The organism is Spiroplasma eriocheiris, assembly GCF_001029265.1.
Classification (GTDB): domain Bacteria; phylum Bacillota_I; class Bacilli_A; order Mycoplasmatales; family Mycoplasmataceae; genus Spiroplasma; species Spiroplasma eriocheiris.
On sequence record NZ_CP011856.1, the window covers coordinates 187,284 to 203,071 of the forward strand.

A 15,788-nucleotide genomic window follows, 5' to 3' on the forward strand; every position below is an offset into this window, starting at 1 on the left:
AAAAAATAGGTATACATAAGATAGAAACATAACAAAGGAGATTGATATTATGGCAAAAATTATCGGAATTGATTTAGGAACTACAAACTCTTGTGTCGCTGTGATGGACGGAAAAGATGTTAAAGTTTTAGAAAACCCAGAAGGGGAAAGAACAACACCTTCCGTAGTTTCATTTAAAAATGATGAAATTATTGTTGGGGATTCGGCAAAAAGACAAGCAGTAACTAATCCTAATACAGTTAGTTCAATTAAAAGAAAAATGGGAACTAGCGAAAAAATTGAAATTAACGGGAAAGAATGAACACCCGAAACAATTTCAGCAGAAATTTTAAGATATTTAAAAACTTATGCTGAAAAAAAACTAGGTGAAAAAATTACGAAAGCAGTTATTACAGTACCTGCATACTTTAATGACGCTCAACGTCAAGCAACTAAAAATGCTGGGAAAATTGCAGGTTTAGAAGTTGAAAGAATTATTAATGAACCGACCGCTGCTGCGTTAGCTTATGGAATTGATAAAACTGATAAAGAACAAAAAGTATTAGTTTATGACCTAGGAGGAGGAACATTTGACGTTTCAATCTTAGACTTAGCGGATGGAACATTTGAAGTTCTATCAACTAACGGAGATAACCATTTAGGCGGAGATGACTTTGACCAAGTTATTATTGAATGAATGGTTGAAGAATTTAAAAAAGAAAATGGAATTGATTTAAAAACAGATAAAATGGCAATGCAAAGATTAAAAGAAGAAGCAGAAAAAGCCAAAAAAAATCTATCTTCACAATTACAAGTTGAAATTGCCGCGCCATTTATTACCGCTCGTGATGGTAACCCATTACACTTAAACTTATCATTAACAAGAGCTAAATTTGATGATATGACAAAACACTTAGTTGCCAGAACAATTGAACCAGTTAAAAAAGCATTAGCTGATGCTAAAATGAAACCAAGTGATCTTGACCAAGTATTATTAGTTGGAGGAAGTACTCGTATTCCTGCGGTGCAAGAAGCCATCAAAAAAGAATTAGGAAAAGAACCCAACCGTACTATTAACCCAGATGAGGTAGTCGCTATTGGGGCCGCAATTCAAGGGGGAGTCTTAGCTGGAGATGTTAAAGATGTTCTATTATTAGACGTTACTCCATTATCATTAGGAATTGAAACTTTAGGTGGAGTAAGCACGGTATTAATTCCAAGAAATACAACAATTCCAACAAGTAAATCACAAATTTTCTCAACAGCAGCCGACAATCAACCTGCTGTGGACATCCATGTTTTACAAGGTGAACGTTCAATGGCGGCTGATAATAAAACTTTAGGTCGTTTCCAATTATCAGGAATTGAACCAGCGCCAAAAGGAATTCCCCAAATTGAAGTTAAATTCTCAATTGACGCCAACGGAATTGTGTCTGTTTCAGCGAAAGACTTAAAAACTAATAAAGAACAAACAATTACCATTACTAATAATGAAGGATTAAGTGAAGAAGAAATCCAAAAAATGATTAACGAAGCTGAAGAAAACAAAGCTCGTGATGAAGAAAGATTAAAAAATATTGAATTACGTAATAAAGCTGAAGCATATATTACCACAATTCAAAATGCTTTAAATGAAAGCAAAGATAAAATGAGTGATGAACAAAAAACACAAATGGAAACAATGGTAAATGAAATCAAAGAATTAGTTGAAAAAGAAGATTATGCCACATTACAAAATAAAATGAATGAATTAGAACAAGCAATGGCCCAAGCGGCTCAATTTATGCAAGAGCAACAAGGTCAAAGTGGTAATGATGAAATTGAAGATAAACCAGATAACGATGATAACAAAGATGAAGATAACAAAGACTAATTACTAATTAAGATAACTAGCTATTAGTTATCTTTTAATTCATTTTGCAGTTAATAATTATAGGAGGTTACAATAACAATGAATAATAAAAGAGACTATTATGAGGTGTTAGGAGTTAGCAAGAATGCTAGTGATGATGAGATTAAAAAAGCTTTTCGAACATTAGCGAAAAAATATCACCCTGATGTTTCAAAAGAAAAAGATGCGGAAGCGAAATTTAAAGAAGTTAATGAAGCTTACGAAGTTTTATCAGACCCTAATAAGCGTAAAATGTATGATCAGTTTGGCCATGCGGGGGCCCAACAACAAGGTTTTGGACAAGGATTTGATGCGAGTGGATTTGAAGATATTTTTTCGGGTGGATTTAGTAGTTTTGGTGGTTTTGGCGATATTTTTGAAAATTTCTTTGGTGGTGGTAGTTCTCATCGTAAACAACAAAAACAAGATACGCGTTCCATGAAAGGCCAAGATATTGGTGCGCATGTAACCATTTCTTTAAAAGAAATGATGTTTGGAACAACTGTTAATTTAGATCTGACATTAGACAAAACTTGTGAAGTATGTAACGGAACAGGGGCTAAAAATCCTAAAACAGATATTCACACATGTACAACTTGTGATGGTTATGGTTATGTTAATGTTGAACAACGTAGTTTATTTGGAATTATTCAAACTCAACAAACTTGTCCAGATTGTAAAGGAACCGGGAAAGTAATTACTAATAAATGTCCAAAATGTCGGGGGAAAGGAAGAAACCAAGCCAAAGAAAAAATTGACTTGGAAATCCCAAAATCAATTATGCCAGGCCAACAATTACGAGTTCGGGAAAAAGGAAACTATGGTTATAATGGTGGACCGCGTGGGGATATTTACTTAGATGTCTCAGTTAAACCAAACAAATACTTTAAACGAGTTAATGAATATGACTTATTTTTAGATTTACCAGTTAATTATTTAGATGCCTTATTAGGTGGTGAAATCATTGTTCCTACTTTTGATGGGGAAGTGCGGTTAAAACTATCAAGTAATACCAAAACAAATAGTGTCTTTAACATTCCTAACTATGGTTTCTTTAAATCACCAAGTTCAAATAAAAGAGGAGACCTAATTGTTAATGTTATTGTTTCGGTGCCAACTAAATTATCAACTGAAGAACGTCAAAAACTAAATGAATTAAAAGAAATTAGTACTTATAAAATGGATATTGATTTTATGAAAGACTTATAATAAAAAATGGTTTTACAACCATTTTTTATTTATCTTTTATTTATGGTTATCCATTAATCAAATAGCGGCAAAAATTCCCATTGGTGTAAAAATAAACAATAGTCAGAAAAATGATAAAGTAAATACTAAGACCATAATTCCTTCGCTATTAGTTTTTTCATTTTGCTGAAGTTTTCTTTTCACTGAGACTGTAATTGGGACTCAAATAAATAAACTTGTTAAAAATGTTAGAATTCCAGTAATTCAACAAATGGCCACTAAAAGTTGGTATGCTTTGTACTGATTATCTTGTAAATCCATTGTGTTTCTCCTTTGCTTGATGTATTTCTGAAATTTTTCAAAAATCACTACTCTTATTCTAAAAAAAAAAAAAAAATGCAAGAATTTTTGCATTTTTATTTGGATTTTATTATTTTTCTTGTTTATTTTTTCATCGATAATATCCATAAATACCATGGGTTAAAACAAACGCATTTTTATAACCAAGTTCTCGCAATTGTGCTGCGGCATCGCTACTGCGATTTCCACCGTTACAAAGGGTTATAATTAATTGCTCTTTATCTTTTAAATATAAACTTGGATCTTGCAATAAGTCATAAATATAAATATTTTGTGCTCCTGGAATTCCTTGCAATGATTTAAACTCAACTTCTGTTCGTACATCTACTAACAGTGCCTTATCTTTTAGTTCTTCGAAAGTTGGGTTATCCATATAAATACTATTTTGATTGTTCATTTTGTTCACCGCCTCAATCTATCTCTCTTATATTTTAATATAATATTTGATGAAATAACCAAATAATAAAATAATTGTATGTTAAAATAAATATGGTTTTAATATTTTTAAATATTTAAGATTGAATTGTGTGCAGTAACAGAGAGGGAATAATATTTTTGTATGGATAAAAAAGTTTATGAAACAATTTTAAACGGTCGGAAATTAATCGTTGAATATGGACAATTAGCAAAACAAGCAGCAGGTAGTGTTTTAGTAAGATATGGTAATACAGTTGTCTTAGTAGCGGTTACTGTGAGCGACCAGGCTAGTGAAAGCGATTTTTTTCCGTTAACAGTTGTTTTTCAAGAGAAACTATATTCGGTAGGAAAAATTCCTGGCGGTTTTTTAAAACGGGAAGGAAAACCAAGTGAATATGCAACTTTATCAGCACGGGTAATAGATCGTGCGTTACGCCCATTATTTTCTGAAGATTTTCGGAACGAAGTCCAAGTTGTTATTAATGTTTTAGCCGTTGATAATGATAATGATGTGCGGATTGCAGCGCTATTTGCTGCTTCCTTAGCAATTTCAATTTCTCCAATTCCATTTAATGGTCCAATTGCAGGAACATTAGTAACAATTGATAATAATGACCAAATAATAATTAATCCTACTTTAGATGAATTAAACAACGGCAAAATGGAATTAATTGTTGCGGGAACGAGGGATGCCATTAATATGGTTGAAGCAGGTTGCCAAGAAATTAGCGAAGATTTAGTATTAGCAGCTATTTTAAAAGGTCACAATGTTGTAAAAGAATTAATATCATTTCAAGACCAAATTGTTAAAGCAGTTGGTAAAGAAAAAATGCAAGTTGAATTATTTAATATTCGTCAGGAAATTCAAAATTTTGTGACAGCTAATTATCAACAGGCTTTAATTACCGCTGCAAATATTGCAAGTAAACAAGAACGTTATCATCAAATTGAAAATATTAATAATGCCGCATTAATGGTATATGAAGAAAAACAATATAAAAATGAAAAAGAAAAAAAACGGGTAATGTTAGAATTAAGCACTTGCTTACATAATGTTGTTCGTGATGAAGTCCGCCGTCAAATTACAATAGATAAAAAACGCTTGGATGGTCGAAAAGCTGATGAAATTCGTCGCTTAGCAAGTGAAATTGATTTATTACCTGTTGTTCATGGGAGCGCTTTATTTACACGTGGTGAAACACAGGTCATGACAATTGTAACCTTGGGAGCATTAGGAGAAAACCAAATTATTGATGGAATTACCGATGAAGAGGGAAAACGCTTTATGCACCATTATAACTTTCCACCATTTTCAGTCGGTGAAACAAGAAGAATGGGGCCACCTTCGCGTCGAGAAATTGGGCATGGTGCCTTAGGAGAAAAAGCCTTGGCACAAATTATTCCTAGTGAAAAAGTCTTTCCTTATACAATTAGGTTAGTTTCCGAAGTTCTAGAGTCAAATGGAAGTACTTCGCAAGCATCAATATGTGCATCAACTTTAGCGTTGATGGCAGCTGGAGTGCCAATCAGTGCCCCAATTGCTGGAATTGCTATGGGCTTAGTAATGGAAAATAATCAGTATACTATTTTAACTGATATTCAAGGGATGGAAGATCACTTAGGTGACATGGATTTTAAAGTTGCTGGGAGTGAAAAGGGAATTTGTGCTTTACAAATGGATATTAAAATTACGGGGATTAGTGCAGAAATTTTGCAAGAAGCGTTATTAGCGGCGAAAAAAGCACGGAAAGTAGTGTTAGCTAATATGTTAGCAACAATTGCCACACCTCGTAACCAGTTAGCGCCAACGGCTCCGAAAATGAAAACCTTTATGATTCCGATTGATAAAATTAGAGAAGTTATTGGAACCGGGGGAAAAGTTATTAGTGCCTTAATTGAAAAATCTGATGATGTTAAAATTGATATTGAAGATGATGGGCAAGTTACAATTTATCATAAAAATTATGAATCAATTGAAAAAGCATATCAATTTATTAAAGATATTGTGTGACCCGCAGCGGTTGGTGAAGAATACGAAGGAAAAGTTGTTAAAATTGAAAAATTTGGTGCTTTTGTTAACTTGAAGGAAGGCGTTGATGGTTTAATCCATATTTCAAAACTTTCTGATAAACATGTGGGCAAAACAGAAGATATTGTTAATTTAAATGATTTAGTACGGGTAAAAGTGCTAGAAATTGATGCTAAAGGAAAAATTAAATTGGGTTTAGTGAAAATTATTAGCAAATAAGAGAATAATCATTTTTCTTTGATAAATTACCAATGTGATACTTCTTTTGTTATAATTAAAAAGAAATAAGGAGTAGATAATATCATGAATAAAATTGCAATTGATATGATGGGGACTGATTTGGGGATCAGACCAATCCTTGGGGCGGTTAAAATTTTTCTTAAAAAATATCATGATATTAATTTTATCTTTGTAGGAAACGAAGAAGAAATTAAACATGAATTAAAAAATTACAAATTAGATCCAGCACGTTATGAAATTTTCCATGCTTCAGAAGTGATTGCGATGACTGAAGGACCCCTAGAAATTAGGCGGAAAAAAGATAGTTCAATGGTGCGGAGTGCAGAATTACTAAAGGAACAAAAAGTTAACGCTTTTGTTTCGGGTGGTTCAACTGCTGCTTATTTAGCAGCGTGTCATTTTATTATTGGAGAAATTGAAGGAATTTCTCGCCCTGCTTTTATGCCTTTTATTCCAACCGTTACGAAGGGCAAGTATGTTATGATGCTCGATGTGGGCGCTAATTTAGAAAATGATGCCCAAGATTTAGTAAACTTTGCAATTATGGCCGATGTTTATGCCCGGGTAATTTTAAATTTGTCGAATCCTAAAATTGGTTTATTAAATATTGGGGAAGAAGCAAGCAAGGGTAAAGAATACCATAAGGAAGCTTACCAAATGTTAAAATCTAATAATAAATTAAATTTTTATGGAAATATTGAATCTCGTCACATTACGAGTGATCTTGTTGATATTATAGTAACTGATGGTTTTACCGGCAATATTGCTTTAAAAGCAATTGAAGGAATGGCCAAAAATTTAATGACAGTTTTAAAAAAAGAATTAACAAAAAATATTATTCGGAAAATTAAAGCACTCATGTTAAAAAAAGCATTTAAAGGCGTTAAAGAAACCTTTGATTATCGAAATAATGCTTCAGCTTTAATGCTAGGTCTTAACCAAATTGCAATTAAAACCCATGGTAGTAGTGATCAAAAATCATGGATTAGTACCTTAGAAATGACTAGAACTGCTATTAATAATGATGTTGCCAATAAAATTAGAGAAGCAATTAAGGAAACAAACTAGTTTAAAAGGAGTGATTAGATGTCATTTGAAAATAAAACACCAGAAAATTTGGTGCGTGAATTAAAAGATTTTTTTCAGAAATATAACATTGAAATTAAAAATGGAAAATACTATTTAGAAGCCTTAACTCATAATTCTTATGCAAACGAAAACAATTTATCATACACATATCAACGGTTAGAATTTTTAGGGGATGCTATTCTTGCTAAAGAAATCTCGTTATATTTATTTCGGAAATATCCTAATAAAAATGAAGGCGAAATTACTAATTTAAGAAGTAAAGTTGTGCGAGAATCAACATTAGCTGAATTAGTACGAAAAATGAATTTAGCACAATTTATTTTGTTAGGAAAGGGAGAAATTAAAACAAAAGGGTATGAAAAAGACCGGATTTTAGCTGATATTTACGAATCAATGATTGCTGCCTTGTATTTAGATACCGGTGAAGAAACAACTCGTCATTTTATTTCCGATACTTTAATTGACTTTGCGGGTTCACCAGCCTTTTTGGATAAAATTCGTGATTACAAAACCGAATTACAAGAATTCTTACAAGCCAGTGATTCACGGGAATTAGAATATAAATTAATTGATGAAATTATGCCGCCGGAAGGAAACAAAATTCTTTACCGGATTGTAGCTGAAATTGATGGGGTGCGCTATGGTGAAGGGCAAGGTTATACTCATAAAGAAGCTGAACAAATTGCTGCACGCAATGCACTAAATAAATTAGCAAAAAATACAATTGAGTAAAACTTTGTGATAGTTTATTAAAAATAAACTATGGTGAAGTTTTACACCTTTGCAAATAAAAAAATATTAATTTAATAAAAATAAATGGAGTAAACTATGATTTTGATTAGACACTTATTTAAAAATTTTTGAAAAAGTTTTACCAAAAATACTTTGCAAGTATTAGGACTATTTATGATGTTGATTGTTATTATCACAATTTTTTGTGGTTTAATTTTATCGCATAATTTAGCTTATAGCCAACTAGATAAAATTGGGCAAGGGTCATATGATACTAATGTAACTTTTAGAATTAGTGATGAATTAAAAATTAAATCCCGCGCCAATAACTTATCATACAGTTTAGTTAATATTAATTATTTAGATGATAAGCATAATCCTAATCTTAATCAAATGGAAAAAGCTAATTTTAGTCTAAAAAAAATCAATGATTATTACCAAATTATTTTAGATTCTAAAACAACCCATGTGGGACAATGGTTAGCATCAAATAGTAATAATGAATATTTTCAACAGCAATTAAAAAACAATGATACGTTAGCTATTAATTTTCGTAATGATATTTTACCAAATAGTGATTTTATCTTAACCGATGACGAATATAACAAATTAATTAGTTATAGTAAAACAAATGGGGATTGAATGCCTTTTGTTAGTGTTGACGCTAAAACAAAAGATTTATCAGGTTATACAATTTTTACCAACCAGTATAAAGATTTTAAAGCTAACCAGGATTACATTCATGAGTTAGAAATAAAATTAATGAATACTGTTATTTTAGGTTCTGTCATTAATAAGGATTTTATTTATGAAACCTTAGATGTTTATGATATTTTTAAAGCACAGTATTACTATATTCAAAATATTAAAACGGGTTATTGGTCAACCCCAATTATGGTTAAGGGAAATTATCAAGAATTTTTAAATTATAATGCGCCAGATGGGATTGCTCCTATTATTATTAATCCGAGTTATGCGCGTAAAAATAATTTAAAAATTGGTGATGTTATTAATATTTATAATAATTATTATCGGATTTTAGGGTTTGGAACTAGTTTATTTGTAAACCAAGATGTAAACAATGGTAATTTTGTTTATAATCCCTACTTATGGATGCGGAACCAAGATTTTCTTAAATTAAAATCGTATTTACCAAATATTACACGGTTAGTGGAAGACCAGTGAACAATTAAAGGTGCTTTTGCTGATGACCAGTTAAACCCTGGTTTTAAGGACAATAAGCAAGGAAGTTGGAATAACTTTGCTAATATTTATCAGAATGGAAATATTAATTTAAGTAGTGAACCTGATAATGAAATAAATTCAATGTTACTATTAATTATTAATAAAGAAGAAATTATTTGATCAATTTTAATGGCGATTTCAATTCTGTTAATTGTCTCCTCTTTTATTATGATTAGTATGATTGTTAATAAATTATTACTAGTTAATCGTGAAATTATTGGAAACTTAAAAGCTCAGGGTTATTCAACAACGGTTATTACAACACTTTTATTATTATGTTTCTTTGTTTTAATGCTCATTATTTCCACAATTGCGATGGGCACAAGTTGGGTCTTTTCCTTTATTCTTAATATTACATATAGTGGCTTTTTAGAACTAACAACTTACTTTTCGGTTCCAAACTGAAGAATTGTGCTATATGATTTTGCCATTCCAACAGCCATTGTTTGTGGGTACGCTTTTATCTTTATTTTCTTAGAAGTTCAGAAAAAACCACTGATTTTAATGAAACCAAAAGTGGTGAAAGCGCCAATTCCTAAAAAAGGTTATTCAACGAAGTTTTTAGGATTCATTAAGCTGAACTTTAAACAAAAAATCAGTTTAAAATTTGCCTATGATGCAAAATGAAAATTATTATTAACAATTATCGTAACGACCTTAACTGGGGCAATGCTTTTTACTGGTTTAACAACAATTATTAACTTTTCGCAAGTTAATCTTAATTTGCGTTACAATATGAATTGAAAATATGCTTATCAGTATGATAATAGTTATCATTATGATTTAAACAACAAAGCCCCCTATGATTATTTAGTCTATGATAGTCCCCAAGATGTTATTAGTAGCAATGTTGCTGGGTATAATATCCTAGACCCCGCACAAAAAATAACTACTTCTGAATTAGTTTTGAAAAAATATCAACTAAATGGGAAGGCTGTTTGTGGGCCATTTGTTGATGGTAGTACGGATTTAAAAAGTTTAAAATATTTATGGTTAAATGCTAATAGTTATGGATGATATGTTAATAATTGTAAGGGAACGAGCCATTATGATCAAATTACTTCTTTTATTAATTCGAGTGCCTATTATTATTTTATTGAAGAATTAAGCCGTAATAATGGAATTCTTACTTTGGGTTATCAACCAATTATCTATGGTAAACAACAACAAGAATTATTTGCCCTAAATAGTTATTTATCAACTAATTTTGCTTTAAATTATGGTGATACCGAAAACTCCTTAAGCAATTATCGTGAAGCCAATTTAAAATCACCAATTGATATTTCAATTCGTAGTTTTTATCAAAATTATATTCAACCATGAAACTTCAGTTGGATTGGGGGTAATGCGACTCAATTTTATCAATATGAAAATAATAATTTATTGTTTGTTCCCCGCTTAGAAAATAAAACTAATATGGAATGATTCTTTAATGAGATTACTAGTTTTGATGATCGTGATTCCCAAAAAAGTTTATTATATTATGCGCTTCATCCAAACCAGTATACAATCAATAGTCATGTTAAAGAAGCAATTTTATTAACTAATGAAATTAAATCATTAATTCAGAATGGGGATTGGTTTTATGCCCATACCCCCGGGTGAAAACCATCCGATTTTAAAGTCAATGTTTATCCGATTATTGTCAATAAAGGTTTTCAATTTTTAAAGGGAGTTAATATTGGTGATGTTTTAACAAGCAATTTTAACGAGAAATCAGTTACGTTCTATATTGTGATGGATGAATTTAACAACGGAATGAAAAATATGATTTTAATTAATAACTATGCTACAAAGGGATTGGCCCAAAAAGATTTAAACCAACTTTATTCATCCCTTGAGCAAAATGAGACTTACCGCTATATTGGTTTTTATGAGCGGAATAATAATTATGCAATCGATCCGTCTAACCCAAAAACATATGATGCGGCTCCTATTTATAATGGAACGCAAAATTTAACGAACATGTTTGAAAAAACAGTTAATTTACAAATTCTTTTATTCTTAATTTATTTGTTAATCTTAGTCGCATCAATTGTTGCATGTATTTTCCAAATCTTTATTATTACTAATATTATTGTAAAAGATAACTTAAAATTGCTAAACAGTTTTAAAGCATTAGGATATTCAAACTTTTGAATTTTTAACCGGATGTTCTTGGTTTATTTACCAATCATTATTATTAGTTGAGTTATTTCGATTCCAATTGGGACATATGTCATTGATATGATTCGCCAGCAAATTATCTGAAATATGCTTGCATATGTTTCCGCGACTGTTAATGTGGGGGACTACTTAATTAGTTTCTTTGGCTTAGTCGCAATGTTTATCACCGCGTTTGTCTTAAATAAAGTTTTTATGGACCGGCGATATCCAATGTTAAAAACAATGAACTGAAATTAGAACATAAACAAATTTTGTTTATGTTTTTTTATGCATGCTAGGGATATTTTTTAATGATCAAAATAACATTATGCTATATTTTAGTTGATAAAGGAGGGAACATAATGTGGGTAAGAACAATTAGTAAGGTTAATTTTAATGGGTTAACTTTGTTAAAAGAAAAACACCATCAGTTTAATGAATTTTATCAACAACAAAGTTATCGGAATGCTAAATTAACAAAATTATTAAATGAAACGCTTGAACATAGTGTTACCATTGAAGAATATAGTCAGCACTTTATTAATTTATTAGTGTTAATTGTGGAAGAAGATAATCAGGCTTTATCAGATGAAATGATGATTCAAATTGGAATGGTGATGTCTTATTGTCATGGGATCACCTTGTTTTGTGAAAAATTAGACCAGGTATTACTTAAACAACAGGAAATTATTCAAGCCTTTATTGACACTGTTAAAGAATTAAATGTAGGAATTATTTTAGAATTAACAAAATACCAAGATTTCGCGGTAAAAATCTTAACTAATATTTTTAATGAAATTTTAAGTTGTGAAACCCTTCATCAATTTTTGACAATTCAAGAAAGATTTTGAACAACATTACGAACACAGGTGCTAGATTATCAAACGAGTAATGAAGTTTTTAAACTTTTTATTTTATATTTTTTTACTGCCAAAGCCCTCATTGATTTTTTTAATAAATTATTAGTTAACAAGTGCTAGTTTCATTGTTCAAGAATAGTGATATAATATTTATGAATAAGGAGATGACGACCATGGGGGAAGCATTAAAAGGTTCAAACCTAACTGAAGAAGAAATTTTAAAAAAAATGCAAGAAATTCAAGAGAATTTTGCTTGTACACCAAATATGATTGATGGCATTGGATTTTGTGCCAAATCATTTGATAAAGATGGCAAATTAATTACTACGGAAGAAGTTATTACTTCTAATTCAAAATAAACATTATTTAATAAAATAATGTTTTTATTTTCGTGATTTCTTGTCCACTTCCTTTGATAAATGTATATAATTAATACGAGAATAATTGAATGATAAATAAAAGGAGAATAATATGTTTGGACTAGAAAATAATATGGCAGGTTTAGGTTATTTTGTTTTTTTAATAATTTTAGGTCTTTTAATATTAGGAATGATAATTATTGGTTTAGTTGATATTTCTTACAAACGCCAAAGTACAAAATATTATCCTAAAGAAATTTTGCGAAAGATGTTAGATGATAATGATTTCAAAGATGTAAATATTGGAATTTTTAAATTTATTGGAAAGGCCCAGAATTTCAATTACATTAGTAACACTATTAAAATTAGAACGCGTGATTTAAATGATCCAAGTGTTTTGAAAATTTATGATATGTTATTTCATTTTTATTATTTATTTCAAATTAAAACTAAAAAAAACCGTTCATTTTTTTGATTAAAATTTGTTTCGTATTTATTATGTTTTGTATTTGTAATTTTTATTACAACAACAATTTTAATAATTTTATGTAATGTTATTAACAATAATAACTTAGATATTGATAACATCTCGATGGCGATTCAAGTTCTTGCGATTGTGGGCTTGATTTTATTAATTATTAGTTGGTTTTCATGAACTAATATTGTTGAAAAATACCGTAAAGATTTAATTGATTTAGCGGGTGAATATTTAGATGACCAAACTGTTAAAAAAATAAAATTATTAACAGCTTTTAAAGCTTTTTTTCCTTTTTCAGAAAATGTCATTTTCTTTACATAAAATTAGTTTTCTTTTTAAATAAACTATAAAAGATTAAAAAAACAAGAAAAATAGTTGCACGATTTTATTAATTTATATATAATAAATAAGGTTGATTATTCAACAATGCCTAGTTAGCTCAGTTGGTAGAGCATTCGGCTGTTAACCGACAGGTCGCAGGTTCGAGCCCTGCACTAGGCGCCATTTTATTTTAAGGAAGTATATTTAAAAAATCATATTTGGCCTGTTGGTGAAGCGGTTAACACACATGCCTTTCACGCATGCATTCACGGGTTCAATTCCCGTACAGGTCACCATTGTCGAGTGTTAGCTCAGTTGGGAGAGCGCCTGCCTTACAAGCAGGTGGTCAGCGGTTCAAGTCCGTTACACTCGACCATTTTTTTAAATACGCTGGCTTAGCTCAATCTGGTAGAGCAACTGACTTGTAATCAGTAGGTTGGGAGTTCGATTCTTCTAGCCAGCACCATTGTTCTCTCCTGTTAGCTCAGTTGGTAGAGCAACTGGCTTTTAACCAGTGGGTCAAAGGTTCAAGTCCTTTACAGGAGACCAATTTTTTAATAAAATATTAATAACAGAAAAAATCCGGGTTTGGCGGAATTGGCAGACGCACCAGACTTAGGATCTGGCGAGGCAACTCGTGGGGGTTCAAGTCCCTTAACCCGGACCATTATTTAAAATTAATCAATGTTTAATCACTGTGGAGTGATTTTTTTTATCGCAAAATTAGTGTAGAAAACCACCATAACTTTATCATTTCTAATAACAATTATAGTAAAATTAAAATATAGGAATAAAGATAGGAGCCTTTATAATTAATTAAGGAGGAATCATATGAAACATGCCATTTTTGCTGACTTGGATGGGACTTTATTACAAGACAATCATAAGTTTAGCAAGATTACTAAGAAAACAATTAAACAAATCCAGGACAAAGGAATTCCCTTTGTAGTTACAACGGGCCGTCTTGCGAGTGATGCCATTCGTCAAGCAAAAAAACTAAAAGTTCATAAATATAATGGGTATGTTTTAGCAAATAATGGTTCTGCTGCTTATTCATTTGCTACTAACTCATTTTTATGAATGATGATTTTTACGGATGAAGAAATTAAAAAATTATTTGAATTTACTTACAATAAATGTAAAGTTCATTTTTTTAGCAACAACGGAACTTATGTTTATGAAAAAGGCGAAAATTCATTTTACTGATCAAAGGTTATGAAAACAAGGTATAAAATTATTGATGCGCCTGACCAGATCGCAGAAGACATTACCCATGCTAGTGTTATTGCCCATGAACCATTAAGTGATAGTGCTGCAGCGCAACTAGTAGATGAGTTAAAAGCATTATTACCATTATTAGATGTTACCCAGTATAATAATCGTGTTTTTGAAATTTCAGCAAAAGGAATTTCAAAAGGCAGCGCCTTAAGATTTTTATCGCACCATTTAGGAATTCCGATTGAAAATACCTTTTCATTTGGGGATTCGTACAATGATATTGAGTTAATTAAACAAGCAGGTACCGGAGTGGCGGTTAATAATGCAATTGATGAAATTAAAGCTTTGGCTCAAGAGATTTCATTATCAAATAAAGAAAACGGACCGGCACTATATTTAAGGGATAAAATTTTAAAAAATGAGATATAATGATACTATATTATAAATATAATGCAAAGGAGAGAAATTTATGGCAATTAAGCATTTAGAAAATATGCAAGAATTTAATGATTTAATAAATAAAAATGAAAAAACTATTATTGACTTTTATGCTGATTGATGTGGCCCATGTAAAATGCTTGCGCCAATTTATGAAGAACTAGCTGGTGAAGTTTCTAATGTTCATTTTGCAAAAGTTGATGTTGATAATTTACAAGATATTGCTCAAGAATATGGTATCGCATCAATCCCAACATTATTAATTTTCCAAGGTGGAAAAGAAATGAATCGTCATGTTGGATTTGCAACCAAAGATCAAATTAAAGAATTATTAAAATAAATTACAATTAAAATTTAAATAAGTAGGTAGGTGAATATTAAATTATGGCAATGTCAATGAAAAAAAGAGTGAAACTAATGGAAGCAAAAAAAGCAGCGAAGGCAAAAGCCCGTAAGGAAGCAGCAAAGAAAAATTCACAATCACAAGTTAGTAAATAAAACAAGTTAGCACGCGGCTAACTTTTTTTATTTCGTTAATTTTCGCCCTTATTTTCTTGGCAATTTACCAAAATTTTTCTTTTTATCAATAAAAATATTATAAAATAAAGATACTTTTCGGTAAAATGATTGCAAATAAATCTAAAAGTGGTTAAATACAAATAGAAGGAAATCAAAACATATGTTACAAGGTAGTGACAAAAACTTAATGATAAAAACTTTTAGGGAATCATCAAATTATAGAAAACATTTTGTAGGAAATTATTATTTTTCTAGATGATTTTTCGCGTATGTTTTTATT

The 15,788-nt window shown here is 30.5% G+C and carries 13 protein-coding genes and 6 tRNA genes; 17 read left to right on the forward strand and 2 right to left on the reverse strand.

Features of this window, described 5'->3' with window-relative positions; translation table 4 throughout:
- Positions 1-49: 49 nt before the first annotated feature.
- Entirely contained in the window at positions 50-1,852 is a 1,803-nt protein-coding gene (dnaK, locus tag SERIO_RS00855) for a molecular chaperone DnaK (RefSeq protein ID WP_047791043.1), read from the forward strand.
- 78 nt (positions 1,853-1,930) lie between these two features.
- A complete protein-coding gene (gene dnaJ, locus SERIO_RS00860; protein ID WP_047791044.1) occupies positions 1,931-3,079 on the forward strand; it encodes a molecular chaperone DnaJ in 1,149 nt (382 codons plus the stop codon).
- Between the two features lie 36 nt (positions 3,080-3,115).
- Here dnaJ and SERIO_RS00865 read toward each other — a convergent pair whose 3' ends face one another.
- On the reverse strand, positions 3,116-3,379 hold the full coding sequence (locus SERIO_RS00865) for a hypothetical protein (RefSeq protein ID WP_047791045.1): 264 nt from the start codon (positions 3,377-3,379) through the stop codon (positions 3,116-3,118).
- Between the two features lie 109 nt (positions 3,380-3,488).
- Positions 3,489-3,815, reverse strand: a complete 327-nt coding sequence (locus SERIO_RS00870; protein WP_047791046.1) for a rhodanese-like domain-containing protein — start codon at positions 3,813-3,815, stop codon at positions 3,489-3,491.
- A 162-nt stretch (positions 3,816-3,977) separates the two neighbouring features.
- Between SERIO_RS00870 and SERIO_RS00875 the strand changes: the two genes are divergently transcribed.
- The 15 genes from SERIO_RS00875 to trxA all read left to right on the forward strand — a co-directional run bounded on the left by SERIO_RS00875 (position 3,978) and on the right by trxA (position 15,329).
- A complete protein-coding gene (locus SERIO_RS00875; RefSeq protein WP_047791047.1) occupies positions 3,978-6,083 on the forward strand; it encodes a polyribonucleotide nucleotidyltransferase in 2,106 nt (701 codons plus the stop codon).
- 84 nt (positions 6,084-6,167) lie between these two features.
- Entirely contained in the window at positions 6,168-7,172 is a 1,005-nt protein-coding gene (gene plsX / locus SERIO_RS00880) for a phosphate acyltransferase PlsX (RefSeq protein ID WP_047791048.1), read from the forward strand.
- A gap of 18 nt (positions 7,173-7,190) precedes the next feature.
- A complete protein-coding gene (rnc, locus tag SERIO_RS00885; RefSeq protein ID WP_047791049.1) occupies positions 7,191-7,925 on the forward strand; it encodes a ribonuclease III in 735 nt (244 codons plus the stop codon).
- A 96-nt stretch (positions 7,926-8,021) separates the two neighbouring features.
- Complete coding sequence (locus SERIO_RS00890; protein WP_236682160.1) at positions 8,022-11,573, forward strand: FtsX-like permease family protein; 3,552 nt, start codon at positions 8,022-8,024, stop codon at positions 11,571-11,573.
- Positions 11,574-11,677: 104 nt separating this feature from the next.
- Positions 11,678-12,295 carry a hypothetical protein gene (locus SERIO_RS00895; RefSeq protein WP_047791050.1) on the forward strand — a complete coding sequence of 206 codons (618 nt, stop codon included), beginning with the start codon at positions 11,678-11,680 and terminating at the stop codon, positions 12,293-12,295.
- Between the two features lie 53 nt (positions 12,296-12,348).
- The gene (locus SERIO_RS00900; RefSeq protein WP_047791051.1) at positions 12,349-12,534 is read left to right on the forward strand and encodes a hypothetical protein; all 186 of its coding nucleotides are present in this window, start codon (positions 12,349-12,351) and stop codon (positions 12,532-12,534) included.
- Positions 12,535-12,646: 112 nt separating this feature from the next.
- The gene (locus SERIO_RS00905; RefSeq protein WP_047791052.1) at positions 12,647-13,333 is read left to right on the forward strand and encodes a hypothetical protein; all 687 of its coding nucleotides are present in this window, start codon (positions 12,647-12,649) and stop codon (positions 13,331-13,333) included.
- A 107-nt stretch (positions 13,334-13,440) separates the two neighbouring features.
- Positions 13,441-13,516: transfer RNA gene (locus tag SERIO_RS00910), tRNA-Asn, on the forward strand.
- 37 nt (positions 13,517-13,553) lie between these two features.
- Positions 13,554-13,629, forward strand: a tRNA-Glu gene (locus SERIO_RS00915).
- A gap of 4 nt (positions 13,630-13,633) precedes the next feature.
- A tRNA-Val gene (locus tag SERIO_RS00920) sits at positions 13,634-13,709 on the forward strand.
- 13 nt (positions 13,710-13,722) lie between these two features.
- Positions 13,723-13,799: transfer RNA gene (locus SERIO_RS00925), tRNA-Thr, on the forward strand.
- A gap of 7 nt (positions 13,800-13,806) precedes the next feature.
- Positions 13,807-13,882: transfer RNA gene (locus SERIO_RS00930), tRNA-Lys, on the forward strand.
- A 33-nt stretch (positions 13,883-13,915) separates the two neighbouring features.
- Positions 13,916-14,000, forward strand: a tRNA-Leu gene (locus SERIO_RS00935).
- 164 nt (positions 14,001-14,164) lie between these two features.
- A complete protein-coding gene (locus SERIO_RS00940; RefSeq protein WP_047791053.1) occupies positions 14,165-14,980 on the forward strand; it encodes a Cof-type HAD-IIB family hydrolase in 816 nt (271 codons plus the stop codon).
- 40 nt (positions 14,981-15,020) lie between these two features.
- Positions 15,021-15,329, forward strand: coding sequence for a thioredoxin (trxA, locus tag SERIO_RS00945; RefSeq protein WP_047791054.1), 309 nt, complete (start codon positions 15,021-15,023; stop codon positions 15,327-15,329).
- Positions 15,330-15,788: the final 459 nt, after the last annotated feature.